At 40.4% G+C, this 22,288-nt stretch carries 25 protein-coding genes and 2 pseudogenes; 15 read left to right on the top strand and 12 right to left on the bottom strand.

The genetic code is table 11. From position 1 onward, the window contains the following. Positions 1-307: 307 nt before the first annotated feature. The 5 genes and pseudogenes from KA717_34000 to KA717_34020 all read left to right on the top strand — a co-directional run bounded on the left by KA717_34000 (position 308) and on the right by KA717_34020 (position 2,026). Positions 308-743: pseudogene (locus KA717_34000) on the top strand (transposase). Positions 744-784: 41 nt separating this feature from the next. Beyond that, a complete protein-coding gene (locus KA717_34005) occupies positions 785-1,030 on the top strand; it encodes a BrnT family toxin (protein UXE60502.1) in 246 nt (81 codons plus the stop codon). Continuing rightward, the gene (locus KA717_34010) at positions 1,020-1,256 is read left to right on the top strand and encodes a BrnA antitoxin family protein (GenBank protein ID UXE60503.1); all 237 of its coding nucleotides are present in this window, start codon (positions 1,020-1,022) and stop codon (positions 1,254-1,256) included. The genes KA717_34005 and KA717_34010 overlap by 11 nt, the downstream gene beginning before the upstream one ends. Positions 1,257-1,442: 186 nt before the next feature. Beyond that, positions 1,443-1,682 carry a hypothetical protein gene (locus KA717_34015; protein UXE60504.1) on the top strand — a complete coding sequence of 80 codons (240 nt, stop codon included), beginning with the start codon at positions 1,443-1,445 and terminating at the stop codon, positions 1,680-1,682. Then, on the top strand, positions 1,679-2,026 hold the full coding sequence (locus tag KA717_34020; GenBank protein ID UXE60505.1) for a type II toxin-antitoxin system PemK/MazF family toxin: 348 nt from the start codon (positions 1,679-1,681) through the stop codon (positions 2,024-2,026). Before KA717_34015 ends, KA717_34020 begins: the two co-directional genes overlap by 4 nt. A 191-nt stretch (positions 2,027-2,217) precedes the next feature. Here the strand turns inward: KA717_34020 and KA717_34025 are convergent, their stop codons facing one another. Both KA717_34025 and KA717_34030 read right to left on the bottom strand, forming a co-directional pair. Next, on the bottom strand, positions 2,218-2,613 hold the full coding sequence (locus KA717_34025; GenBank protein ID UXE60506.1) for a hypothetical protein: 396 nt from the start codon (positions 2,611-2,613) through the stop codon (positions 2,218-2,220). Between the two features lie 40 nt (positions 2,614-2,653). Then, on the bottom strand, positions 2,654-4,027 hold the full coding sequence (locus tag KA717_34030; GenBank protein ID UXE60507.1) for a TIGR03279 family radical SAM protein: 1,374 nt from the start codon (positions 4,025-4,027) through the stop codon (positions 2,654-2,656). 186 nt (positions 4,028-4,213) lie between these two features. Between KA717_34030 and psbZ the strand changes: the two genes are divergently transcribed. The 3 genes from psbZ (at position 4,214) to KA717_34045 (ending at position 5,852) form a co-directional block, all read left to right on the top strand. Then, positions 4,214-4,402 carry a photosystem II reaction center protein PsbZ gene (psbZ, locus tag KA717_34035; GenBank protein ID UXE60508.1) on the top strand — a complete coding sequence of 63 codons (189 nt, stop codon included), beginning with the start codon at positions 4,214-4,216 and terminating at the stop codon, positions 4,400-4,402. Positions 4,403-4,484: 82 nt separating this feature from the next. After that, entirely contained in the window at positions 4,485-4,985 is a 501-nt protein-coding gene (ribH, locus tag KA717_34040) for a 6,7-dimethyl-8-ribityllumazine synthase (protein UXE60509.1), read from the top strand. 456 nt (positions 4,986-5,441) lie between these two features. After that, on the top strand, positions 5,442-5,852 hold the full coding sequence (locus tag KA717_34045; GenBank protein ID UXE60510.1) for a hypothetical protein: 411 nt from the start codon (positions 5,442-5,444) through the stop codon (positions 5,850-5,852). A gap of 54 nt (positions 5,853-5,906) precedes the next feature. On the opposite strand, the gene KA717_34050 is transcribed toward KA717_34045, so the two are convergent. Beyond that, on the bottom strand, positions 5,907-6,485 hold the full coding sequence (locus KA717_34050) for a DUF4276 family protein (GenBank protein UXE60511.1): 579 nt from the start codon (positions 6,483-6,485) through the stop codon (positions 5,907-5,909). Further along, positions 6,478-7,692 (bottom strand): ATP-binding protein, encoded by a 1,215-nt coding sequence (locus tag KA717_34055; protein ID UXE60512.1) that lies wholly within the window; start codon positions 7,690-7,692, stop codon positions 6,478-6,480. The genes KA717_34050 and KA717_34055 overlap by 8 nt, the downstream gene beginning before the upstream one ends. Before the next feature lie 258 nt (positions 7,693-7,950). Between KA717_34055 and KA717_34060 the strand changes: the two genes are divergently transcribed. After that, positions 7,951-9,008 (top strand): ISKra4 family transposase gene (locus tag KA717_34060; protein ID UXE64861.1). Its coding sequence is split into 2 segments (ribosomal slippage): positions 7,951-8,107 and positions 8,107-9,008, totalling 1,059 coding nucleotides; the frame shifts between segments, so codons are not numbered across the junction. A 17-nt stretch (positions 9,009-9,025) separates the two neighbouring features. On the opposite strand, the gene KA717_34065 is transcribed toward KA717_34060, so the two are convergent. Then, positions 9,026-9,301 carry a hypothetical protein gene (locus KA717_34065; GenBank protein UXE60513.1) on the bottom strand — a complete coding sequence of 92 codons (276 nt, stop codon included), beginning with the start codon at positions 9,299-9,301 and terminating at the stop codon, positions 9,026-9,028. A 234-nt stretch (positions 9,302-9,535) separates the two neighbouring features. On the opposite strand from KA717_34065, the pseudogene KA717_34070 reads away from it, so the two are divergent. Continuing rightward, positions 9,536-10,873 (top strand): annotated as a pseudogene (locus KA717_34070) (IS5 family transposase). A 155-nt stretch (positions 10,874-11,028) separates the two neighbouring features. On the opposite strand, the gene KA717_34075 reads toward KA717_34070, so the two are convergent. The 4 genes from KA717_34075 to KA717_34090 form a co-directional block, all read right to left on the bottom strand. Continuing rightward, a complete protein-coding gene (locus KA717_34075) occupies positions 11,029-11,355 on the bottom strand; it encodes an ISAs1 family transposase (GenBank protein UXE64862.1) in 327 nt (108 codons plus the stop codon). A 188-nt stretch (positions 11,356-11,543) separates the two neighbouring features. Continuing rightward, positions 11,544-11,948: an ISAs1 family transposase gene (locus KA717_34080; protein UXE60514.1), complete on the bottom strand. Its 405-nt coding sequence runs from the start codon at positions 11,946-11,948 to the stop codon at positions 11,544-11,546. Positions 11,949-12,020: 72 nt separating this feature from the next. Further along, positions 12,021-12,608, bottom strand: coding sequence for a transposase (locus tag KA717_34085; GenBank protein ID UXE60515.1), 588 nt, complete (start codon positions 12,606-12,608; stop codon positions 12,021-12,023). A gap of 23 nt (positions 12,609-12,631) precedes the next feature. Continuing rightward, complete coding sequence (locus KA717_34090) at positions 12,632-12,907, bottom strand: hypothetical protein (protein UXE60516.1); 276 nt, start codon at positions 12,905-12,907, stop codon at positions 12,632-12,634. A 376-nt stretch (positions 12,908-13,283) separates the two neighbouring features. Here KA717_34090 and KA717_34095 point away from each other — a divergent pair, with 376 nt between their 5' ends. Beyond that, the gene (locus KA717_34095) at positions 13,284-13,688 is read left to right on the top strand and encodes a Zeta toxin family protein (GenBank protein ID UXE60517.1); all 405 of its coding nucleotides are present in this window, start codon (positions 13,284-13,286) and stop codon (positions 13,686-13,688) included. Further along, a complete protein-coding gene (locus tag KA717_34100) occupies positions 13,681-13,878 on the top strand; it encodes a hypothetical protein (GenBank protein ID UXE60518.1) in 198 nt (65 codons plus the stop codon). The genes KA717_34095 and KA717_34100 overlap by 8 nt, the downstream gene beginning before the upstream one ends. Positions 13,879-14,114: 236 nt before the next feature. On the opposite strand, the gene KA717_34105 is transcribed toward KA717_34100, so the two are convergent. The 3 genes from KA717_34105 to KA717_34115 all read right to left on the bottom strand — a co-directional run bounded on the left by KA717_34105 (position 14,115) and on the right by KA717_34115 (position 17,878). Beyond that, positions 14,115-17,510: a hypothetical protein gene (locus KA717_34105; GenBank protein ID UXE60519.1), complete on the bottom strand. Its 3,396-nt coding sequence runs from the start codon at positions 17,508-17,510 to the stop codon at positions 14,115-14,117. A gap of 80 nt (positions 17,511-17,590) precedes the next feature. Next, complete coding sequence (locus KA717_34110; GenBank protein UXE60520.1) at positions 17,591-17,734, bottom strand: hypothetical protein; 144 nt, start codon at positions 17,732-17,734, stop codon at positions 17,591-17,593. 3 nt (positions 17,735-17,737) lie between these two features. Beyond that, positions 17,738-17,878, bottom strand: coding sequence for a hypothetical protein (locus KA717_34115; GenBank protein UXE60521.1), 141 nt, complete (start codon positions 17,876-17,878; stop codon positions 17,738-17,740). Between the two features lie 472 nt (positions 17,879-18,350). Between KA717_34115 and KA717_34120 the strand changes: the two genes are divergently transcribed. The 3 genes from KA717_34120 to KA717_34130 all read left to right on the top strand — a co-directional run bounded on the left by KA717_34120 (position 18,351) and on the right by KA717_34130 (position 22,088). Next, on the top strand, positions 18,351-21,032 hold the full coding sequence (locus KA717_34120) for a phycobilisome rod-core linker polypeptide (GenBank protein UXE60522.1): 2,682 nt from the start codon (positions 18,351-18,353) through the stop codon (positions 21,030-21,032). A 134-nt stretch (positions 21,033-21,166) separates the two neighbouring features. Further along, the gene (locus tag KA717_34125; GenBank protein UXE60523.1) at positions 21,167-21,394 is read left to right on the top strand and encodes a DNA-directed RNA polymerase subunit omega; all 228 of its coding nucleotides are present in this window, start codon (positions 21,167-21,169) and stop codon (positions 21,392-21,394) included. A gap of 40 nt (positions 21,395-21,434) precedes the next feature. Then, positions 21,435-22,088 (top strand): hypothetical protein, encoded by a 654-nt coding sequence (locus KA717_34130; GenBank protein UXE60524.1) that lies wholly within the window; start codon positions 21,435-21,437, stop codon positions 22,086-22,088. Positions 22,089-22,288 lie beyond the last annotated feature (200 nt).

Genomic DNA, 22,288 nt, shown 5'->3' on the forward strand with positions numbered 1-22,288 from the left:
GGCTTCTTTTGATAATTTTGACTTCTTTTTCTTGTTGTGGGGTTAGAACTCTTGCGCCGAAGCCTTTTGCCATCTTTGACCTCACTCACTTACTTTTTTTAAATAATAGCCTTTTCTTCTCTTAGATGACTGCTTCTTTTTTACACTATATTTCTCTCTTTTTGTCTGTATTTTTTGTAACAAATAAGATGCGATTACCCTGTCAGTAGACACTTTTCTCTTTATTCATAACTTCCTATAGGTCAAAGTTTTTCTGTCTCTATTTATACCATTTGAATTTGGAATTGCTGATTGATGACACGCCCTAGAGCAAGCTCGTCAATCCCATCGAGATTATCATCAAGGCGAACTGAGCTTAGAAGCTTTACAACAACATCGACCCCTAGTAGAAGCTCAACTTCAAGAGGTTCTGGATAATCCGCCGCCCACGGGATGGGCAAGTGATTCCCAATTGTTATCTAATCGCTTTCGACGTTATTGGCATGATTGGTTTACTTTTCTTACTTTTCCTGAAGTTAAACCTGATAACAATGATGCAGAGAGAGCCTTGCGTCCTGTTGTTATTCATCGTAAGGTTAGTGGCGGTGCTAGAAGTCATTGGGGCGGACAACTTGTTGCCATGATGTTTAGTTTTCTTGAAACCATGAGACTTCAAGGTAAAAGTGCGGTCGAACAGTTATCTCTTATTTTTATCTTCCTCTGGTCTTTCTCCTCCTTCCATTGATGACTTGCTGCCTCTCTAGTATTTTTGGGGCTTAATTCTCATTAAGCCCCACTTATTGCTGTGACTAATTACAGCCAAGCTAACAAAGATAAGCATGGCATAGATTTTATTGAAGCCCAAGCTTTATGGTTAGATTCCCAAAAAGTTAAAATTCCAGCCCAAACAAAGAACGAACCACGATTTGTTGTAATTGGTAAAATGGCCGGTAAGCATTGGTCAGCCGTGATTACCTATCGTGAAGCTGACATCCGTATTATTTCAGTCCGACGCTCCAGACCTGAAGAGGTAAAAATCTATGAAAGCTGAAGAATTTGATCGCAAATTCGATGATGGAGAAAGTATCATCGAGTATTTAGATTTAACTCGAATTAAACGTTCTAATTTGGAGGAACAGACCATTGTAATTGAGTATCCTTCTTGGATGATAGAGGCTCTTGATCAAGAAAGTCAGCGTCTTAATTTACCGTTACAAGTTATTGTCAAGGGCTGGATTGAGGAAAAGTTGGCTAGTTCTGTTCAAACTACTCATTAAATCAGGAGCGATCGCTCTTCCAAGTTTCAACAAAATAGACTGCGATCGCAGTTTTATTTCTTGTAAGGAATGATCGCTTTTTTATCTTTTGTTAGAGGCGATCGCATTTTTAAGTTTTAACCAAGAAGACGGCGATCGCATTACTAACATCCGTAATCAACTTTAAATTTAAAAGAAGACAATCTAATGCAAACCATCACGAAAGAAACCCTCAAACAAGATATAGATCACCTTAATGATCAACAACTTAAACAAATTGCCGATTTTATTGCCTTCCTTAAATTTCAATCAAAAATATCGCAAATAACTCCTGATTTTAGCCAATTTGCTAACCTTTATCAAGAATTTGCTGACGAAGATCGGGAACTAGCTGAAATGGGTATGAGCGAATATACGCAATCCCTAGAGCATGAGGATCAATTATGACAATAGAAAGGGGAGAAATTTGGTTAGCTAACCTTGATCCGACTCAGGGATCAGAACAGGCAGGAACTCGACCCATTATTATTTTTCAAGACAGCACACTATCTAAATTTACAACGACAATTATCACCATTCCTTTAACAACTAATTTGCGAAGATCAGCTTTACCAACCTGTTTAATAATTTCCAAAGGTCAAGGTGGCTTAAATCAAGACTCTGTTGCACTTTGTCATCAAATTCGTGTCCTTAATAAAACTCGATTAATCAAAAAATTAGGCAAATTAGAATTAGAGGTAATTGCAAATTTGGAGAATATTGTCTTGTTTACTTTAGGTTATAAAATTTAGCTAAACAGTTTCCACAAATACAAACATTAAAATTTCTCTAGAAACCGCGATCGCAACTTAAAAACTTAGAACGTGATCGCCTGTGTAATTAGGAATTCTAGGGATTTATTGGCTGTTAGAAAGCATTGCCAGTTTTAGGGAAGTGTCTTTTTCGTGATCATTTGAGTGAGTTCAATCACCGCTCTTAGGAGTTACGCCTTCAGCCATTGAAAGGAAACCCAATTCAGCAATAGACCGATCGCCAGCAACATAGCCATTAACGCGATTTGATACCAAATAATGGGTTGCACCATTAAATCAGCAATCAAATGGGCAAGATTTAATACGGTATAGAGGATGGTGAAGCCAAAGTGAAATTTTCGATAAGACTGGGAATTTGTAAAAGAAGTCGCAATAATCGCCGCGATCGGTGGCACAAAAAATCCAAGCATTAACCACATCACCGGAGCAATGTCTGCCATACTTTGAGCAGGGGAAACCGTTACACTCAAACCGTGAAAAAGTGGCATTAATCCCAAATCAGTATGAAATAATAGGCCTAATAAAAAGACCAGCCATAGAATAATCGTTTTATTGCGAGGAGTCATGATTAATCTCGTTTCAAAATAATGGTTATCTAACCTATGGTCAATTTCTGAGAAATGCTTTTTTCCTCTCCTCAGACCAATCTTCCCTGACACAATAATTGAGCAAATCCTTGACCTCTTGCACAGGAAAAATCGGTACATTTAAGGTTTGAGCCACCGTTTCAACCGTGAGATCATCTAAAAAACGTGTATCATCATGTTTCAGCATTAAAGCTGGCAGAAGAATGGCCTGACCTAGATCCCGATCTGATAATTTATCAATTAAATCCTGACCAGTTAACAAGCCAGTAACAGTTATTGCTTGACCCCAATAATCACTATTTAAAGCAGCTAAAGTAACCTGTAAACCAGCTACCCCATTCAGTTTTTGAACTAAAGGTGCAAAAGCTCTTTCGACTGCATTGCCCACTACCCAGGTCAAATGACGTTCAGGCTTAACTTGTGCCGGTAAAACACGATCAGCCAGATTCATAAAAGCTTTGCAAAATTGACGGATTGAGCCAACGCCATTGCCAATTTGAGGATAATCTTCATAATCAGATTCTGAGGGTAATTCAACTTGAGCAATGAGAAACCATTCATCGGCCAGCCAGGCAAAGTGACTGTTAAATCGTTGTTGGAATTGCTGCTGTAAAGCTTTAACCTGTTGAATCACTTCGATCGCTTTTTCTGGGCTAACCGGCATTAATAGATCTTCCGTGGGACGAAAACGGGTTAATCCCACAGGAACCACCGCCACAGAAATTACCGTCGGCAGATCACCTGAATGAAATTTGGCTAAATCTAATAAGGTTTTTTCTAACTGTTGACCATCATTGATACCAGGACAAACCACCACCTGGGCATGAATTTGTAAACGTCTCTCCTTAAACCACAACAATTGTTCTAATAGTTGACCGGCACGGGGATTTTTGAGTAACTGCGATCGCAGATCTGGATCAGTGGCATGGACGGAAACGTAGAGAGGAGAAAGACGCATTTGTTCGATGCGATTCCATTCCTTTTGCCCTAAATTGGTAAGGGTTAAATAACTCCCATAAAGAAAACTGAGGCGATAATCATCATCTTTAAAATAGAGACTTTCCCTTTTCCCCGGTGGCTGTTGATCAATAAAGCAAAAAGGACAGTGGTTATTACACTGAATTAAGCCATCAAAGAGAGCCGTTTCAAAACCCAGACCCAGATCTTCATCGTAGTCTTTTTCAATATCAAGATAATGCTTTCTCCCCTGACGATCTAGCACTTCCAATTCTAAATATTCATCGGCACAGAGAAATTGATAGTCAATCAGATCGCGGGGTTGAGTCCCATTAATCGCCACGATCGCATCCCCAGGTTCAAAGCCTACCTCCGCCGCCAGGGATTCTGGTCGAACAGAATGGATTTTAGCCGGACGAATAGTAGATTCACTCATGGGACAATAATGGGACAATACAATGATCGTAAATGCTTAAATTATATAGCGTTTATCCGTTCCCCTTCCCTCTGGTCGCCTTTTTTGCTAGTGTACTAAGGATAAGCCGTTAATATTCCCCCATAGCCCCGATAATTCTTTAAGAATGACTGGTGCTTAGTTCAAGGCCAATAGGAGAAATCGAAAATGTCCATTATCTTTCAACTTGCTTTAATTGCCCTCGTGCTATTTTCCTTTGTGATGGTGGTGGGTGTTCCCGTCGCCTATGCGTCTCCCCAAAACTGGTCTCAATCCAAGCCTTTACTGTACTTGGGGTCAGGTATCTGGGCCATTCTGGTAGTCTTGGTGGCTATTTTGAATTTCTTTGTTATTTAGTCTAATACACCTGATGGTGATTGGTTTTGGGGACGATACTCATGGCCAATCGCCTTATTTTTTTATTTGAGTACTTTTTGCCATGACAGTCTTTGAGGGATCTTTTGCCCAGAGCGATTACCCCTATAAATTTGCGATTATCATTGCCCGCTTTAATGACCTCGTGACCGATAAATTACTGTCCGCCTGCCAGGACTGTCTCAAACGTCATGGTGTGGACACGGAAACAACGGGTGAGCAGGTCGATTATGTTTGGGTTCCGGGCAGCTTTGAAGTGCCGTTGGTGGCTCGTCAATTGGCTTTGACTGAACGCTATGATGCGATTATCTGTCTAGGGGCCGTGATTCGGGGCCAAACAGCCCATTTTGATTTTGTGGCGGGGGAAGCGGCTAAGGGGATTGCGGCGATCGCGATGCAGACAGGCGTGCCAATTATTTTCGGAATTTTAACAACGGACACGATGCAGCAGGCTTTAGAACGGGCCGGTATTAAGAGTAATCATGGTTGGCACTATGCCCTGAACGCCTTGGAAATGGCCAGTTTAATGCGGCAATTGCGTCCTTCCCTAGCTCCTAAGTCGTGATTTTATTCTTGCTGTAAATCATTAGAAATATTGAGATAACGATTGATTCAGTGATCGCTTTTTATCTTCACCGTAAGGGGCGATCGCTCATTAATTAGGGTTTGCCGAATAAAGGCAGAACCTTTATCAGATAAGCTTTTCAGCCATTTTGAACACGATTAGGTGCAAGCTTATGGCATTTGAAGGCGTAAAATCCATGCACTTTGCTAGAAAATTGTGGGTTAAAATCGGAAACTGATTTCTGAAGTCACCATTTTTCGCGCCTTGTGGCATCTAGGTTCGATTTGCAGACTTATTCAGCAAGCCCTAATTATCGGCGGCGATCGCTGTTCGGATTCTGTAATTTTAAATGCCCATGTATTTGAATATATGGCTCGATTAGCCTTCACCCGACTTAATTTTTGTTATCCTGAACAAATACCAGTCTTCACACTAACTTATAGGGGACTAAAACCTATGTCAGAAGAGAGATTAGACCGTATTGAAGCCCTGCTCGAAAGGGTTGGCCAACTTGCTGAATCCAACACTCAAGCCATTCAAGCCCTGGGTAATAAGATTGATCAACTGGCAGAGTCCAACACCAAGAACATCGAAGCGTTGAATAACAAGCTTGATAAGCGCATCGAGTCTAACGCTAAAAGTATTGAAGCATTGACCCACAGTATGGCGGAGGAACGGGAACAACGCCGACAAGATCGGGAAATTTTACGCCGTGATCGCGCCCATGTATTTGAATGGATGGCTAGATTAGCTGCTGCCCAAGCCGATTTCTATGAAAGTCAAGCGGATTATCATAACCATTTAGATCGCCTAGAAAATCGTTTAATAGATATTCTGGATCGCTTAACACCTAAAAATGAAGATTGATTTTTAAGCTAATTTTTTTACTAATTGTATAATGTCTAAATATGACAATTACTTTTACCTTAAGGAGTCAAGAAACTCTCTTAACTTCTTGAAAGAGGAGCAGCTTCGAGAACAACGATCCAAATCCAGTATTTCGGCTAATTTAACGTTGCCATTAGTACTATAACGAGGTTTACGATTTTCTCCTTTGGATAACTCAATTAATTTTTCTTTTGGTTTAGCAATTAACTGAGGATTAGGATGAGCTTTTACTTTTTGACCTCCGACACTTTTAATAACATTAGAATCAGACCAAAACCAAGCTTCTAATTCTTCGATGGGAATACAAATATGTTTTTCAACTTTGTCAAACTTCGTAATACACTTTTCGAGATTTGTTCGTAATTTAGTTTCGTCGTTGAGAGAACCATCGGCAGGATTACGGTCTAAATCGTGGACGATAATAAAAGCATTACATCCTTCATTTGATAAAGCTACCATTTTGGCGGACAATTTGCGCCTCAAATGATGACAACCATTGGAAGCCCATTGTTTAGTTTGCGTTTTTTCTCCTAATACACGATGAACGATAATACGAACTGCCTCACAGTCCGTATTGTCTTCAGCAATCAAGGCAATTCGGATATTACTCATCAAGAATACCACTATAAATCCAGTCGCCTAAATCGCCTTCTTCATTGAGATATTCAACGACATTTTCAATTTCATTTGTAGCAAGTTTTCTTACAAAAGTTTGTCCATTTTTACGGTAAACTAAATTGATTTTGTCGGGTTGAGTCCAGGAAACGACCTGGGGAGAATGGGTAGATAAAATTAAATTTTGTCCATGGGTATAGGATTCAATCTCATTCAGTAACTTCTCTAACATTCCTGGATGAATTTGAGTTTCAGGTTCCTCAATCAGAAGAGTTGTTATTGGTTTTAAATTAATAAGGTCTAAAATAATGGATAAAATTCTTAGTGTTCCCTCAGAAAGCAAGCCAATATTGACTCCATCAAAAAGTATCTCAATGTAAGACATCTCATTTTCTAGCGGTCTTTCTTTTTTTGTTATGCTATTACCAAGACCTAGCCTTTGACAAACTCTTTCAAGCTCTTCTTGTTTATCATTTTCCATGAGTGTTAGTATCTCCCTGGCAAGTAAATCGGGCAATTCTTCTGGAAAGCGACCTCCTCCCCGATTTGGACGAATTAAAGTACAGGGTAAACGTTGAGATCGACGCAGAAACAAAGCATACTCACCGCAAAAAAGAATCTCGGTCAGAATGTCGTATATCCATTTAACTTCATCAGGCATTCCTGATTGTGAAGACAAAAAATCAAGTAAACTCGTCTGTCTGCGAAAAAAAACTGCAAAATCATTAAATCGTGACTGATTTGAACCTTTAATTTTCTCTATATTACTATCTTGAATTTTCCAGATAAACTCTCTTTTCTCGTCGAGATACTGACAATATTCATGAAATAAATACCGATGCTCCTCTAAAAAATAGATTGAATCATCCTCATCGGCAGTAGGTTTTTCAAAAAATTCGTATTTATATTCAATTCTGCGATTAGTTGGAGTCAAGACTTCGAGCTTTAATATTTTAGGAATATTATCTGGAATACTATCATCAATATTACGTTTAAGGAGATAAAAACTGTGAGGATCGTAAGCTTTATTTCTACCTACTGCCCTGTATGCAATAGCCCTAAATCCTTCAAGAATAGCTGATTTTCCCGCTCCATTACGACCCACTAAAACCGCAACGCCATCGTTCAATGTAATTGTTACTGGCCCACCTAAAACAGGCCAACCATCCAGCGTAAAGGATAAAAGACGGGGTAAGTCAGACATATTATTGATTACGATACCGACTAATTTCGTTAATTGTAGCCTATGACAGCTTTGGTTTTTGGATTGCTAAATAAAAAAAGGGGCTGAAGCCCCAGTTTAAAGGGAGCATCTCACTTATGCAATAAGTATTAATACTTATGGGCAGAAAAATAAGACTTTGAACTTTATCGAACTTTATCAAAAAAAGAAATGAGAGTATAATAGTCGAGACCCACTTTCCAAAATCTATCCCAATTGAGGAACAATCTCATGTTATCAGTGTTATCAGAAAATGAAAAAAGGATTCAAGAGTTATGTCAAGAGTTGGGAGAATGTCTCTATCAACAATCTCAAGTTAAAACATTTAATAATTTGGGCGAAATAGAGGAGACTGTCAGAGACTTAATGATTCAGTATGTCAACCCAGAAATAGGTATTTTTTTGTCAAAACAAGTACCGAGGAAACCACAGGTCGGATACGAACAGTAAAAAGTATTTTGGGGGAATTGCCCATTACAGAAAAACAAGCGAAGAAATTAGAACTAAAGCCTCGAACTCAGATGAGTCCAATGTTAGAGAAGAACTGTTTGCTACTGAGTGGCGATGAGTCTTATGAAAAAGCAGCTAAGAAAATCCAATCATTGACGGGAATTGCTGTTTCTCACAGTACGCAACAACGCCTTGTACATCGCTATCATTTTGAAGAATTACCCTCTAACACAGAAGTCGAAGAAATTAGCATAGATGGTGGGAAGGTACGACTCAGAACTCCCAAGGGAGAACCCTTAATTTGGCGTGATTATAAAGGAGTCAGTTTTCATCAATTGGGGGTAGCTGCCTTTTTTCAAGATAACTCGGCTTTATTAGATTTGGTTAATTCTCAAATTTTGGCTAAGCCTTTAATTTGTTTGGGAGATGGACATGATGGTATCTGGAACTTATTTCGTGAGATAGGACAGAAACATGAGCGAATTGAAATTTTGGACTGGTATCACTTAATTGAAAACCTCTATAAAGTTGGGGGGTCATTCCAGCGAATTGAGGAGGTCAAGTCTTTTCTTTGGACGGGTGAAGTGGATGCCGCTATCTCCTGTTTTGAGGAATGGTCAGAGCCTCAAGCTGAGAATTTTATCATTTATTTAAACAAGCATAAACATCGGATTGTCAATTATGGTTATTTGCAGGCAGAGGGCATTTCTATTGGCTCTGGCTCTGTCGAATCTCAAGTTAAACAAATTGGTCATCGTCTTAAAATTACTGGTGCGAGTTGGAATTCTGACAATGTACCACAAGTCCTTCGTCATCGCTGTTCCTATTTAAATGATTACCTTTTTTGACTCTTTCATTTACCTCGTTAAGTATTTCTACTTATTGCAAAGGTGAGATGCTCCCGCTCTCCCTTACTCTTCCAGATTTCTTCACCGATTTTTAAGGGTGAACCATCTGTATCTAAATATTTCAAGGCTTCTTTGCTGGCGATGCAACCTACTTCGTTTAAGCCTTTTTGAATATTTATTTCTGTATCCAACATTGAACGACTGAGTTCTAATGTTAGTTCTATTTTTATCTTTGAACCCTCTACATTAATTAGTTTTGCTGTCATCATTGTTTCCTCTTTGTCACTTTTCATCTCATGTTAACACTTTTCTTTTCCTTCATCAACTAAAGGTCACACCCGTTTAAACCAATCCCTAACTTGTTTATTAAGTTTGCCCTGATTTCCTTTGAGAGCCAATACATAGGGCTTGCTGAAAAAAGCTGAAACCTTTACGGAGAAAAATAGTAGGCGAATTAAGAACCGCTAGAATGCACGAAAATAGGGTAGAATGCCTCAAAACCATTGCATTAAGAAGAGAGAAAGCAGATGTACCGAAAGCAACAGTACTCAATTGAAACACCAGAAAACTTGAAAAATCTGTTCGGCGGGCAGTTAGACGAAGAAAATCGTTGGATAGAAATGTCAAAAATGATTCTTTGGGAAGAATATGAGGAAGAATATGCAAAAAACTTCACAGAAAAAAAAGGAGCCCCAGCCAAATCATTTAGAATGGCATTAGGAGCATTAATTATCAAAGAAATTTCAGGAAAAAGTGACAGAGAAACAGTAGAACAAATAAAAGAGAACCCTTATTTACAGTACTTTATAGGAATGGAAAGCTATAGTAGCAAAGAAGCATTTAATGCGTCAATGATGGTTCATTTTCGTAAAAAAATAGGAATGGAATTAATAAATAAAATTAATAAAGAAATAGAAAAAAAAGCGACGGGTGTAGCGTCAGAAAAAAAAGAAAATGAAGGAAAGTTATTGTTAGATGCGACTTGTACACCAGCAGATATAAAATATCCAACGGATATAGGAATATTGAATGATGCCAGAGAAAAAACAGAAAAAATAATAGATAAGCTGTATGAAGAAATAAAAGAGAAAAGGAAAGAAAAGCCGAGGACTTATAGGGAAGTGGCAAGAAAAGAGTACTTAGCCATAGCAAAAAAACGTCGTGTGTCAAAAAAAGAAAGAAGAAAAGGAACAAAAAAACAACTAGGATATATAAAAAGAAACTTGTCTGATATAGAAAAAATGATAGAAGAGGGAGCAAAGTTAGAAAAACTAACGAAAAAAGAGCAAGAAGAGCTTGTAACGATAGGAAAAGTGTATGAGCAACAGTTAGAAATGTATGAAAAAAAGACAAATAAAGTAGAAAACAGAATTGTGAGTGTAAGCCAACCTCACGTGCGTCCAATAGTGCGTGGAAAAGCGGGAAAAGCAGTAGAGTTTGGAGCTAAAATATCGGCAAGTAATGTGAATGGCTTTGTCTTCTTAGACAAATTAAGTTGGGATAATTACAACGAATCGGGAGATTTACAAGCGCGAATAGAAGAATATAAAAGGGAAACAGGATGTTATCCGGAATCGGTTCATGTGGATAAAATCTATCGAACAAAAGCGAATCGAGCTTATTGTAAAGAAAGGGATATAAGAATGAGTGGTCCCCGATTGGGAAGACCGCCGAAAGAGGTGAGCAAAGAAAAAAAGAAAGAGGCACGCTCAGATGAAAGAGTGCGTAATGCCATTGAGGGTAAATTCGGACAGGGAAAGAGGAAATTTAGTCTTGGTCGAGTGATGGCCAAACTACCTGAGACCTCGGAAACGGTAATTGCGATGAACTTTTTGGTAATGAATCTTTCTACTCTACTTCAGAAGACAAAAAGTAAAAAGTTGTAGAGTCGTTTTTCTTGTGAAAAATGGTGTTAATTTTCCTCTCTTTTGTGAGGAGTGATTTGTGTTGACCTTTTTAGACAGAAAGGAACAATAGATTAAACAAAATCTGTATTTTGATTTGTTTCCATAAGGATAAGTTATCTATGCTTTTTCAGTCCATACTTCCCTAACCCACATTTCTTTCGTTTTTTGACTTTTTCAGCAAGCCCTACATAGTCACCTTCACCTTGCTTTATTTGTTTTGCGATTTCTGTCTGCGTTCCCATTGCATCTAGGGTTACTACTGCCCCCTTGATGTTAAGTAACTTCAGTAACAAGGGGACTGCTTTTATTTCATTAGATTTACTATCTACTTTCTTTTGCGCTAACATCAGTCCCCGCTCACTACTCCACGCACTTATGCTGTGTAACGCATTTAGTCCTTTTTCCCTATCATAAGAACCTCTTTTCGTTTTTCCATCTATCTGTATCCAGCAATTCTCAGTTTTAGATACAGCAAGCCTTTTAGGGATTTAAAGAACATTTCAAAGGGGGTTTTTGGGGCAATCCTATGTGTACTACCATGCCTGAAAGCCTGAAGACTCGTAAAATGAATTTGTTAATCCCGTTGAATTTTACCCCGTATTACGCGAACTAAAACCTGAAACCCTTGCTACAGGGCAAATTTAGAATTGCTGATCTGTATCAGCTCTATGTCCATTTTCTCCGTTAGACTGCTTATCCAGCTCAGAAAACTTTTTTCTAGTTCTTCTGTTTCCAACATTCCAAATACTCTTCCAAAGGTATCGTGAGAGGGAATTCCCTTTGGTAACTCTAGAAACATTTCTAGCCATTCTCGTTTGGCTTTGCCATAGGCTTCAATTGCTACGAAGCCATCTGCCCCTGACAATACTGCCAATATTCCTATGGTGACAATTGCTGTTAAGTTATGGTCTTGCCTTCTCCCTGTTCTCGGTTCTTTTAGGCACTGAAAATGTTTCAGTATGCTTCTTTTGATAATTTTGACTTCTTTTTCTTGTTGTGGGGTTAGAACTCTTGCGCCGAAGCCTTTTGCCATCTTTGACCTCACTCACTTACTTTTTTTAAATAATAGCCTTTTCTTCTCTTAGATGACTGCTTCTTTTTTACACTATATTTCTCTCTTTTTGTCTGTATTTTTTGTAACAAATAAGATGCGATTACCCTGAGTCACTAAGGGAGTCACAGCCACCCATAACCAAGCCTTTTTTTTCTCTGGATTTTTGCCATCAGCATTTCCCTGCTTGAATCCTGTCTCATCCGCTTCCACTATTCTCTGACTTTGTACATAAACTTTGGCTTCCTCTACAGCTATTGATACGGCCTCACTGCCCTGATTTCTCAAACGACTAACTGTTCCTAATCCTATTTTCAATCCAAAATAATCCGACAGAGCTGACACTACCATACGGTGAGAATGACGATACATCCCACTCATCAATGACACTAGGGCTACTACTCTTTCCCCATAACCACTCCTTTCTACTTCTGGGGGTAATATCGCTCTCGTTTTTTGTCCACAATTATCACAAACTCTTTCATGTAGCCTATGTTCTACTATTTCTAGAACGATGGGCGGTATCTCTACTATTTGATGACGATAGGGGTTTGGGTCTATTCCCCTTGGTTTTTCACCGCAACACTTACAGCTATCAGGATGGTGTTCGATAATTTCCTTACACTTTTCTTCTGAATACAAAAAGCGGCTATGACCTTTATGACCTATTTGCCCTCCTCTCTTTTTTCCACCCAGTTTCTTTTTTTCTTGGGAATTTCAACATTTAGCGGCTCTGACGTAGGAGGGTTATTTGAGTTTTGAGAATTCTGATTGACTTTTTCGCTAATCTTTTCGTTTGTTTCCTGCAATTCTTTGAGGTGTTTTTCTAGTTGCTCTATCTTATCGAATAATTTTACCACCAGATTTCTGGCGCTGACTGGGGTTTGCTCCCAATCATTTTCGTCAATTTCGGCTGTCTCTAGTAGCTGTTTTTCTTCCATGACTTTTAGATTATCAGATTTTGTCCCCCTGAACGATTACTATTATGCTAAACCTTAAAATATAAAAATAAATCTAAAAATTGTCTATCTTAATCGAGGTAAAGTCTAAACTATGCCTAATTTGTTCATTATTAGTGGCGCAAATGGCTCAGGTAAAACTAAGTGCTTAGGTAAAATTATTTATACATAGCGATCCTTGTGTAGCAAGGCTTTCGGATTTATCTAAAGGGTAATTCATTTTGCATAACTACTTACTACTGCTAAAAAGATATTACCCCAAATTCTTGGTATTTATGAATACCTAAATGCAGATGAGATAGCAGCAGGATTATCCACTTTTAAGCCTGAAAATGTAGCTATTCAATCGGGAAAATTGATGTTACAAAGGTTAAATTATTGTGTTGTTCATCAAATGGACTTTGCCTTTAAAACAACTTTGTCAGGACAGAATTATATTCGTTTTTTAAAACAATGTCAGAACCAAAATTATCAAATAAATTTAATTTTTTTCTGGCTAAATAGTCCAGACCTTGCCATTGCGAGAGTTCGTCAAAGAGTTGCAAGTGGTGGTCATAATATCCCAGAAGATATTATTATTCGCCGCTATTATCGAGGACTAAAAAATTTAACTCAATTCTACCTTACTCTTTGCTATACTTGGAGAATCTACGATAACTCGACTTTTCCCTCACAACTGATTGTTGAAAAGGAACCTTCTCAAAATCCCATTATTTATAATACTACGATCTATCATCAAATTTGGAATATAAGCCATGAGTAATGATCCCCAATATCTCTCTAAACAACTTGAGCAAGGTATTCAAAAGGCGATTTTTGAGGATATAGAAAGACACCGTAAGTTAGGAGAGTCTATTGCTATCTCACAAAATGGAAAAGTTGTTATTCTTGCCCCAGAAGAAATCCCTAGTCTTACCCGCAAATATTTAGATGATAAGCGATCGCCGTCATAAACACTCTTAAAAAGCGATCGCCGTTGTAAATACTCTTGAAAAGCGATCGCCATTATAAACACCTCAAAAAGAGATCGCCGTTATAAATTACCTCAAAAAGCGATCGCCTTCATAAACACTTCAAAAACCAATTCTCCCCCCTTTTTAAGGGGGGCTGGGGGGGATCAACACCTCAAAAAAGAGATCGCCTTTCCGCCGTAGAGATTTAAAATCCCCAATTTTTCCTATTGTCAAATTTAATTTTCCTGATCCTCTTTTAATTCGGGATGTTGTTGTTCGGCATGAATAGTTAAAACCGCCGCCAGGGATTGAACATGACAGGGATCAGTGGGACATTCTTTAGTTACGGTTAATGCCTCTCCCCAATTGTTGAGATTAGCCCATGCTTGGGCAATACTAACTAAAGCCTCAGTTTTTTGATCTGTATCACCAATCTTGGCCGCAAGCTCGAAAGCTTGGTACAACAATTTTGTTGCTTCTTCGGGTTTCTTGAGTTTGGCATAAGCTTCTGCGATCGCGCTTAAGGCACGGGCTTTGGCGATCGCGCTTAGGACAGGGGCTTTGGTGAGCGCGCTTAAGACAGAATAGTCTTTGGGATAGTCATCTTGCATCTCGTTGGCAGAGTCGAGAACGAGTTTAAGCAATTTAGCCGCTTCTTCGGATTTATTGAGCTTGCCAATGGCTTCGGCGATCGCGCTTAAGGCATCGGCTTTGTAATTGTTATTTTGAATCTGGTTGGCAGAGTCGAGAGCGAGTTTGAGCAATTTAGCCCCTTTTTGGGGTTGATTAAGTTTTCCAATGGTTTCGGCGATCGCGCTTAAGGCATCGGCTTTGTAATCTTTGTAATTGTAATTGTTATCTTGAATCTGGTTGGCAGAGCCGAGAGCGAGCTTGAGCAATTTAGCCCCTTCTTCCGGTTGATTGAGCTTGCCATAGGCTTCGGCGATCGCCCTTAAGGCTTCGGCTTTGTAATTGTTATCTTGAATCTGGTTGGCAGAGTCGAGAGCGAGTTTGAGAAAATTGGCCGCTTCTTCTGGTTGATTGAGCTTGCCATAGGCTTCGGCGATCACTCTTAAGACTTCGGCTTTGGAATAGTCCTTTTGAATCTGGTTGGCAGAATCGAGAGTTTGTTTGAGCAATTTAGCCCCTTCTTCCGGTTGATTGAGCTTGCCAATGGCTTCGGCGATCGCGCTTAAGGCAGAGACTTTATAATCATCATCTTTAATCTGGTTGGCAGAGTTAAGAGCTTGTGTGAGTAAATTAGCCGCTTCTTGGGGTTGCTTGAGCTTGCCATAGGCTTCGGCGATCGCGCTTAAGGCAGAGGCTTTGGTGATCGCTCTTAGGGCAGAGGCTTTGGTGATCGCGCCGAAGACATAATAGTCTTTGGGATAGTCATCTTGTATCTGGTTGGCAGAGTCGAGAACGAGTTTAAGCAATTTAACCGCTTCTTCGGGTTGATTGAGCTTGCCAATGGCTTCGACGATCACGCTTAAGGCAGGGACTTTGAGATAGTCATTTTGAATCTGGTTGGCAGAGTCGAGAGCTTGTTTGAGCAATTTAGTCCCTTCTTCGGGTTGATTGAGCTTGCCAATGGCTTCGACGATCACGCTTAAGGCAGGGACTTTGAGATAGTCATTTTGAATCTGGTTGGCAGAGTCGAGAGCTTGTTTGAGCAATTTAGTCCCTTCTTCGGATTGATTGAGCTTGCCATAGGCTTTAGCGATCGCGCTTAAGACATCGGCTTTGGATCGGTCATCTTTAATCTGGTTGGCAATGTTGAGAGCCTGGGTAAGATCACCATCCTTCAAAAAAGCTTCCACTGCCTGAGTTTGATTTACTGGATCATTCACCTGTTCTGTCCAAGTAGCCAAATCTCGCCGAATCTGCCAGAGTTGCCCCGCTTCCGTATAGTTCAATCCGCCCCAGGTTCCGACCCCCAAGAGAAAAATCAACCCCATCACTCCCACCAAAAGAAACAAACGCTCTTGGCTTTTCTGAATCAATTTTTGCTTTTGGGATTGCTTATCTCCCCACAACAAATAGGCTTGCTGACGTTTGATTAACCATAACTCGCGCCACCCCAATAAATAACGGGAATTGTAGTTACTTTCTATCCAAAACTTGACCTGTTTATTCAGCAATTCATTCGCCTGATAAGCTTTCGGTAAAATTTTCCCTGATAATTTCATCACGGCGGGAATCATGCGCTCATGGGCCAATTGATAAACCGTTTCTTCGTCCTGGGTTAGGGGCGTAATTAATCGCTCCTGTTCCAACCAACGCAAGCTATCTCGAACGTCTTTTGGGTTAATCGTGCTTAATTTTTCCTGTAATTGCGCTACCGAAAAAGCCCCCGCACGAGTCAAACCATTGGCATCAATTAAGGCTAATAAAACATTGATTACCGCTTCTTTTTGAGTCTTGCTGACCGACTGTTCCCGAAAGCTTAACCGCTCGTCTAGATATTGATATAATAAGCCCTCAAAACGACCAATTTTATTCAAAGCGGCTTTTTCAAACTTGCGATTTTCTGATAATCCTTGCTTACCAATCACCAACGACAGAATTTGTAAATCCACTGGCGAAATCGGCTCATCAGATTTATCCTTACTTTGATCCACTAACTCCTGCTCAACAAAACTTTGAATTGCTTGACGATCAAACTCGATATTTTCAGTTTCCGCAATCACCGCTAATATCTTAGTTGCCTGTTCTACGGAAAATTTCTTTAATTTAATATTATTTCTGGAATCCAAAGAATAGTTTAAGACTTGCTGAATTTCGTACTGCTGATAAAATAAATCAAAGCGAAAACTCATCAAAATTTTAACCGCGATTTCTTCATCGTCATACCAATTCTTAAGAGCCATCACAAAAGGTTGTCGAGCTTCTGCTGATTGATAATGAACAAAAAACTGCTCAAATTGATCAAACAATAAAATCAATGGCTTTTGACTAACTTCAATTGCCTTCCTCAAAACTGACAGGAAATCTAACTGCTCTAACTCCTCATTGGATAAGGCTAGTTTTAACGTTTTATTTAATGCCTTTTTAGCCGTAATTAATGGCTCTTTATCGCTAAACTGAATATAAATTCCCTGCATTTGTCCCCGTTTTGTCAACTCAGGAATTAACCCTGCCTGCAAAAAAGAGGTTTTGCCACAACCCGACTCACCCCACAAAGCTCCTATCCGAAAATTGTCATCTTCCAACGAATTTAAACAACTTTTAATATCCTGATTGCGTTCCAAACGACTAAAAATCTCCACATCTCCAGGGCCAAAGGACAATAATCCCTTAATCGCAGGACGTTCGAGAGGATTTTCCTTGTTACTTACTAGGGAAGACTTCTGAAAAACTGCTACAACGACAGCTAGTACAAACAATAGCGCAACAACCCCAACCACTCCGATAAACCACTGGGAATTTTGCTCTCCAAAAAACTGGGCGATCACGGCTCTTCCCAAATAACCAAGAATTACCGCAGCTAAAACGAAAGAAATTAGTTCGATCCATTGCTTATCTCGAATCCAACCCGCTACCATCTTGACGAAACTGATAATGGTTTCAGTTGTCTTCTTTATGGACTCAATAATCCCATTCAGATCAAACGGTTGAGGAGTATCAGGCATCAGAAAAAGGCTCTCAGCAATAGATTTGCCCTAATATACCATTTTTCACCAAGTGAGGGAAAAAACCGATTTTTACGCCCTTATTCAGTCAAAGATAAATGCTTTAATATTTTAATCATTTGTTCTTCTGTGCGAGTTTGACGTTCAGATAACACCGCTAATTGATGATAATAATCGGCTTGAACTTCGTAGAAATTAGATTGTGCCGCCGCAATTCTGCCCAAATACTAATATAGCTGGGTTCGTTCTGCTCGTCGTTCTTCCCGATCCGCCGCGATCGCCTCTCGTTCGGTTGCCATTGCATCGGATAAAGCAGCAATAGATTTGGCGTTAGACTCAATTAATTGTTTCAATTGCTCATCAGTCATAATAATTATAGCGAACTATTTCATCTAGATTGATCACTTGTTTATCCTAGCATTCTTAATTTCTTGTTAAATGCGATCGCCGTCATAAATAACCTTAAAAAGCGATTTTTACGTCATTATTTATTCATTTAGAGATAAATACTTTAAAACTTTGACCCTTTGTCTTGTAGGGCAAGGCGATCATGAGATCTACAACAGTTTCATTGTATTTTGCCCTTAGCCCCAGATCACAAAGACCGATACACAAAAACGGCAAGCATGGTACATAGAGCCCCATTACCCTAGCCAGTCTTCACCCCAAACATTTAAAATCGAAACAATTCTTAACAAAGCCCCTGGTGATCCCCGAAACAGTCTAATCTAGATGCTGATTCATTTTTAACGATTTAATTTTATTCAGCCTTGCCGGGGCAGTATTATATCCCTCGTTTTAGGCATTCGCAATTTGTTAATGGGAGATAGTTGAAATCCAATGAGTGTTAAGGCAAGTGGTGGAAGCTCGTTAGCGCGGCCCCAACTCTATCAAACCGTTCCCGTATCAGCTATTACTCAAGCTGAACAACAGGATCGTTTCTTGGGTCGGTCAGAACTCAATGAGTTAACGGCTTATTTTCAATCCGGCGCGATCCGTCTGGGGATTGCAGACACGCTGACCCGTAATGCTGACTTAATTGTTTCTCGTGCTGCCAACCGTATTTTTACGGGAGGATCGCCAATGGCTTACCTAGAGAAGCCGGCTGTTACTGCCGTAGAGGGAGGACAGAGCCTACAGGAAACCATGAAGTTAGGGACTGTCACCTATGCCGACAGCAGTGGGAGTGGTAACGGCTTATTTGGTGGTTTGCGGACAGTTTTTAACAGTGCAGGCCCAACGCCTCCTGGTTTCCGTCCGATCAACATCTCCCGTTATGGCCCTAGCAATATGCAGAAGTCACTACGGGATATGTCCTGGTTTCTGCGCTATGTAACCTATGCGATCGTAGCGGGTGATCCCAGCATCATTATCGTTAATACTCGTGGATTAAAGGAAGTTATCGAGAATGCTTGCTCTATTGATGCGGCGATCGTGGCTATCCAAGAAATGCGAGCTTCCTCTCTAGACTATTTCCGTCAAGACAAAGCGGCCCTGCAAATTGTGGCGGACTATTTTGACATTTTGTTAGCGGAATTAAAAGCTCCTACCCCAGGCACCAAATTACGTCAAGGCCCCTCTGGAGACATTCAAGGTTTAGCGTTACCTCAAAGTTACTTTAACGCCGCCGAAAAACGACAAAAGTTCGTTATGAAGCCAGGGATGTCAGAAACCGAAAAATCTTCTGTGGTTAAAGCAGCCTATCGGCAAGTCTTTGAGCGGGATATCACCCGTGCTTATAGCCAATCTATTTCTGATTTGGAATCAAAGGTGAGAAATGGAGAGATTTCCACCAAGGAATTTATCCGTCGTTTAGGAAAATCGCCTCTCTACCGCAAACAATTTTATGAACCCTTTATTAACAGTCGTGCTTTAGAATTAGCTTTCCGTCACTTCCTTGGCCGTGGCCCTAGTTCTCGCGAAGAAGTTCAGAAGTATTTCTCTATTGTTTCTAGTGGTGGTCTGGGAGCCTTGGTTGATGCTCTCGTCGATTCCCAGGAATATTCGGACTATTTTGGCGAAGAAACTGTTCCCTATATTCGGGGTTTAGGGGTAGAGGCTCAGGAATGTCGTAATTGGGGGATGCAGCAAGACCTGTTTAGTTACAGTGCACCTTTCCGCAAAGTTCCTCAATTCATTACCACCTACGCACAATACGATCGCCCCTTACCGGATCAACACGTCTATGGTTCGGGCAATGATCCCCTGGAAATCCAATTTGGTGCAATCTTCCCGAAAGAAACCCGTAGTCCCAATAGTAGTCCTTCTCCCTTTGGTAAGGATACACGCCGTATCCTGATCCACCGTGGCCCGGCGGTTAATAATCAACTCAGCAATCCTGGGGCGCGAGGTGAACAACCTGGCTCCTTGGGCGCAAAAGTCTTCCGTCTCAATAACCAATTACCCGGCAGTGGCAAGAGCGGCAATATCAAGTTTGGGGAAATTTCCACTCAAGCTGTGATTGGAGCCGCCTATCGTCAAGTTTTTGGTCGGGATGTCTATGAGGGTCAACGGCTCTCGGTGGCAGAAATCCAATTGGAAAATGGTGACATTTCGGTACGTGAGTTTGTCAAACGCTTGGCTAAATCGGAATTGTTCCTGAAACTTTATTGGACTCCTTACTATGTTTGTAAGGCGATTGAATATATTCACCGTCGTCTCTTAGGTCGTCCTACCTATGGCCGTCAGGAAATGAATGCCTACTTTGATCTGGCTTCCAAAAAGGGTTTCTATGCCCTGGTTGATATCATGATCGACAGTAAAGAGTATGAAGAGGCCTTTGGGGAAGATACTGTTCCCTACGAGCGTTATCTCACTCCGGCTGGTTTACAACTGCGATCGCTGCGTCCTGGTAACATTGGTGAAGGAATCGGCACGAAGGTTGAGAAGGAAGAAACACCTCGCTTCATTGAACTGGGTCAAGTTTCCAGCCTTCGCACTGAACCTGAGATCCACTTCCGTATGAACCAAGGCGTTTCGACTCAACGTCAACAAAGCAAGGTCTTCAAACTGTTAACCAACCTGGATAAAGTGGCGGTACAAACCACTGTTCGGGCTGCTTACCGTCAGATCTTTGAGCGTGACTTGGAACCCTATATCATCCAAGCAGAATTTACGGCACTGGAAAGCAAACTCAGCAATGCGGAAATTACCGTTAAAGAGTTTATCGAAGCTTTAGGTTGCTCGGATCTCTATATCAAAGAGTTTTATGCTCCTCATCCCAATACAAAAGTCATTGAATTGGGAACTAAGCACTTCCTCGGTCGTGCTCCCCTCAATCAAAAAGAGATCCAGAAATATAACCAAATTCTGGCCAATCAAGGACTTCGGGCTTTTGTTACGGCCATGATTAATAGCATGGAGTACCTACAACTCTTTGGCGAAGATACGGTTCCCTATCGTCGCTTCCCCACTTTACCCGCCGCTAACTTCCCCAATACCGAGAAACTTTACAACAAGCTGACTAAGCAAGATAGCGAGTTAGTGGTTCCTAGTTTCAAGCCGGTTAAGACTGGGGTCTAAATGACTCTCCCCTAATTCTCTTTCCGAAAGAGGGAAAATAAATCGTCTAAGCTCGCTACGGCGGGCTTTTTCTTCTGGGGGAAGAATTTACGTTACCATAGACATTGCAGCTATTTTTTTATTGGCAGACACTGATGCAAAAACGGACTCCCTTTGATTCTTCTCATGTGATGTATAGCTCTGAAGAGTTACTTAAGGCTGCTTCTAATCGCTATCAAATTACGGTTCAAATTGCTAATCGAGCCAAACGCAACCGTTACCAAGATTTTGACAGCATGGACGATCCGATTATGAAGCCGGTGATTCGGGCGATCGTTGAAATGTGTGATGAATTAACTCAACCTGAAATTATCAGTGATTAGACTTCCGTTTATGATGCGTCGTCAATGGCAATGGGTAAAGTTGTTGGTATGGTTCTTGGCGGGATTACTGGCCATCCATTTCATCAGTTTTTCTTCTAAGGGGCTGATATCATCGGTCTTTGCCCAAAGCACTCCTCCTCAGCCATCCCCCACTATTCCACAGCCCCAGACTTCTCCGTCTAACAGTAGTCCATCTCCAGCATCCCCGATCAAACCGACATCAAGTTCAAGGGTAGAAGATATCGCTGCGATCGTTTATCAAAAACTACCCTTTCTGCCTCTCGAAAATCAGTATCGTCGTCAAGATACGGGGCAAGTTGATTCCGAACATACTTTGGTTAGTCGTTTCATTCGTTACCATCAGGATATTAAAAAAAGAGCGACTCGTTATCGATTGGATTGGAAACTAACTCTGGCAGATTATTTAGGAGAAAATGAGATTATTGTCACGGAGCGTTACCCTGGCAGTCTAACGTTACAAACCAATCCGATAGACAGTGATGTTAAGGCTATTCGTGCTCTGAATCGTCTTCAGCGTCTGGAATTAGTGAATCTATTCGCTCAAATTTATAAACCTCAGGTAGAAAAAACAACAACTGAGCAAAAACCGCAAAAACCAACCCAACCAGCAGTCGTTGATCCTAGTAAGCCTGGCTTGTCTCAGCCTGGAGACTCACAGTTGTTAAAATTCTAGGCTTTTAAAAGTGTTCATTGTCTTTGCAAAAATAATGTTAAAGACTTGTCTCGGAACAGAATTTGCAGAAAGGACAGCACTAACCAAAACATGTTTGCTAATTTCATCCATAATGCTTAACAGTGAAGTTTGAGAGTCCAGGGAATTTTTAACTTGTAAACTAGTAGTCTAAGGCGTAAGTTAAGATACTATTATTAGGC

Source organism: Woronichinia naegeliana WA131 (assembly GCA_025370055.1).
Classification (GTDB): Bacteria; Cyanobacteriota; Cyanobacteriia; order Cyanobacteriales; family Microcystaceae; genus Woronichinia; species Woronichinia naegeliana.

Coding starts and splice junctions, on each gene's coding strand:
- KA717_34120 (UXE60522.1), top strand. CDS start 18,351: ATGAGTGTTAAGGCAAGTGGTGGAAGCTCGTTAGCGCGGCCCCAACTC.
- KA717_34115 (UXE60521.1), bottom strand. CDS start 17,878: ATGACTGATGAGCAATTGAAACAATTAATTGAGTCTAACGCCAAATCT.
- KA717_34125 (UXE60523.1), top strand. CDS start 21,167: ATGCAAAAACGGACTCCCTTTGATTCTTCTCATGTGATGTATAGCTCT.
- KA717_34045 (UXE60510.1), top strand. CDS start 5,442: ATGTCAGAAGAGAGATTAGACCGTATTGAAGCCCTGCTCGAAAGGGTT.
- psbZ (UXE60508.1), top strand. CDS start 4,214: ATGTCCATTATCTTTCAACTTGCTTTAATTGCCCTCGTGCTATTTTCC.
- KA717_34100 (UXE60518.1), top strand. CDS start 13,681: ATGAGTAATGATCCCCAATATCTCTCTAAACAACTTGAGCAAGGTATT.
- KA717_34065 (UXE60513.1), bottom strand. CDS start 9,301: ATGAAAAGTGACAAAGAGGAAACAATGATGACAGCAAAACTAATTAAT.
- KA717_34025 (UXE60506.1), bottom strand. CDS start 2,613: ATGACTCCTCGCAATAAAACGATTATTCTATGGCTGGTCTTTTTATTA.
- KA717_34020 (UXE60505.1), top strand. CDS start 1,679: ATGACAATAGAAAGGGGAGAAATTTGGTTAGCTAACCTTGATCCGACT.
- KA717_34010 (UXE60503.1), top strand. CDS start 1,020: ATGAAAGCTGAAGAATTTGATCGCAAATTCGATGATGGAGAAAGTATC.
- KA717_34050 (UXE60511.1), bottom strand. CDS start 6,485: ATGAGTAATATCCGAATTGCCTTGATTGCTGAAGACAATACGGACTGT.
- KA717_34080 (UXE60514.1), bottom strand. CDS start 11,948: ATGGCAAAAGGCTTCGGCGCAAGAGTTCTAACCCCACAACAAGAAAAA.
- KA717_34095 (UXE60517.1), top strand. CDS start 13,284: ATGTTACAAAGGTTAAATTATTGTGTTGTTCATCAAATGGACTTTGCC.
- KA717_34090 (UXE60516.1), bottom strand. CDS start 12,907: ATGGAAGAAAAACAGCTACTAGAGACAGCCGAAATTGACGAAAATGAT.
- KA717_34015 (UXE60504.1), top strand. CDS start 1,443: ATGCAAACCATCACGAAAGAAACCCTCAAACAAGATATAGATCACCTT.
- ribH (UXE60509.1), top strand. CDS start 4,485: ATGACAGTCTTTGAGGGATCTTTTGCCCAGAGCGATTACCCCTATAAA.
- KA717_34055 (UXE60512.1), bottom strand. CDS start 7,692: ATGTCTGACTTACCCCGTCTTTTATCCTTTACGCTGGATGGTTGGCCT.
- KA717_34030 (UXE60507.1), bottom strand. CDS start 4,027: ATGAGTGAATCTACTATTCGTCCGGCTAAAATCCATTCTGTTCGACCA.
- KA717_34105 (UXE60519.1), bottom strand. CDS start 17,510: ATGCCTGATACTCCTCAACCGTTTGATCTGAATGGGATTATTGAGTCC.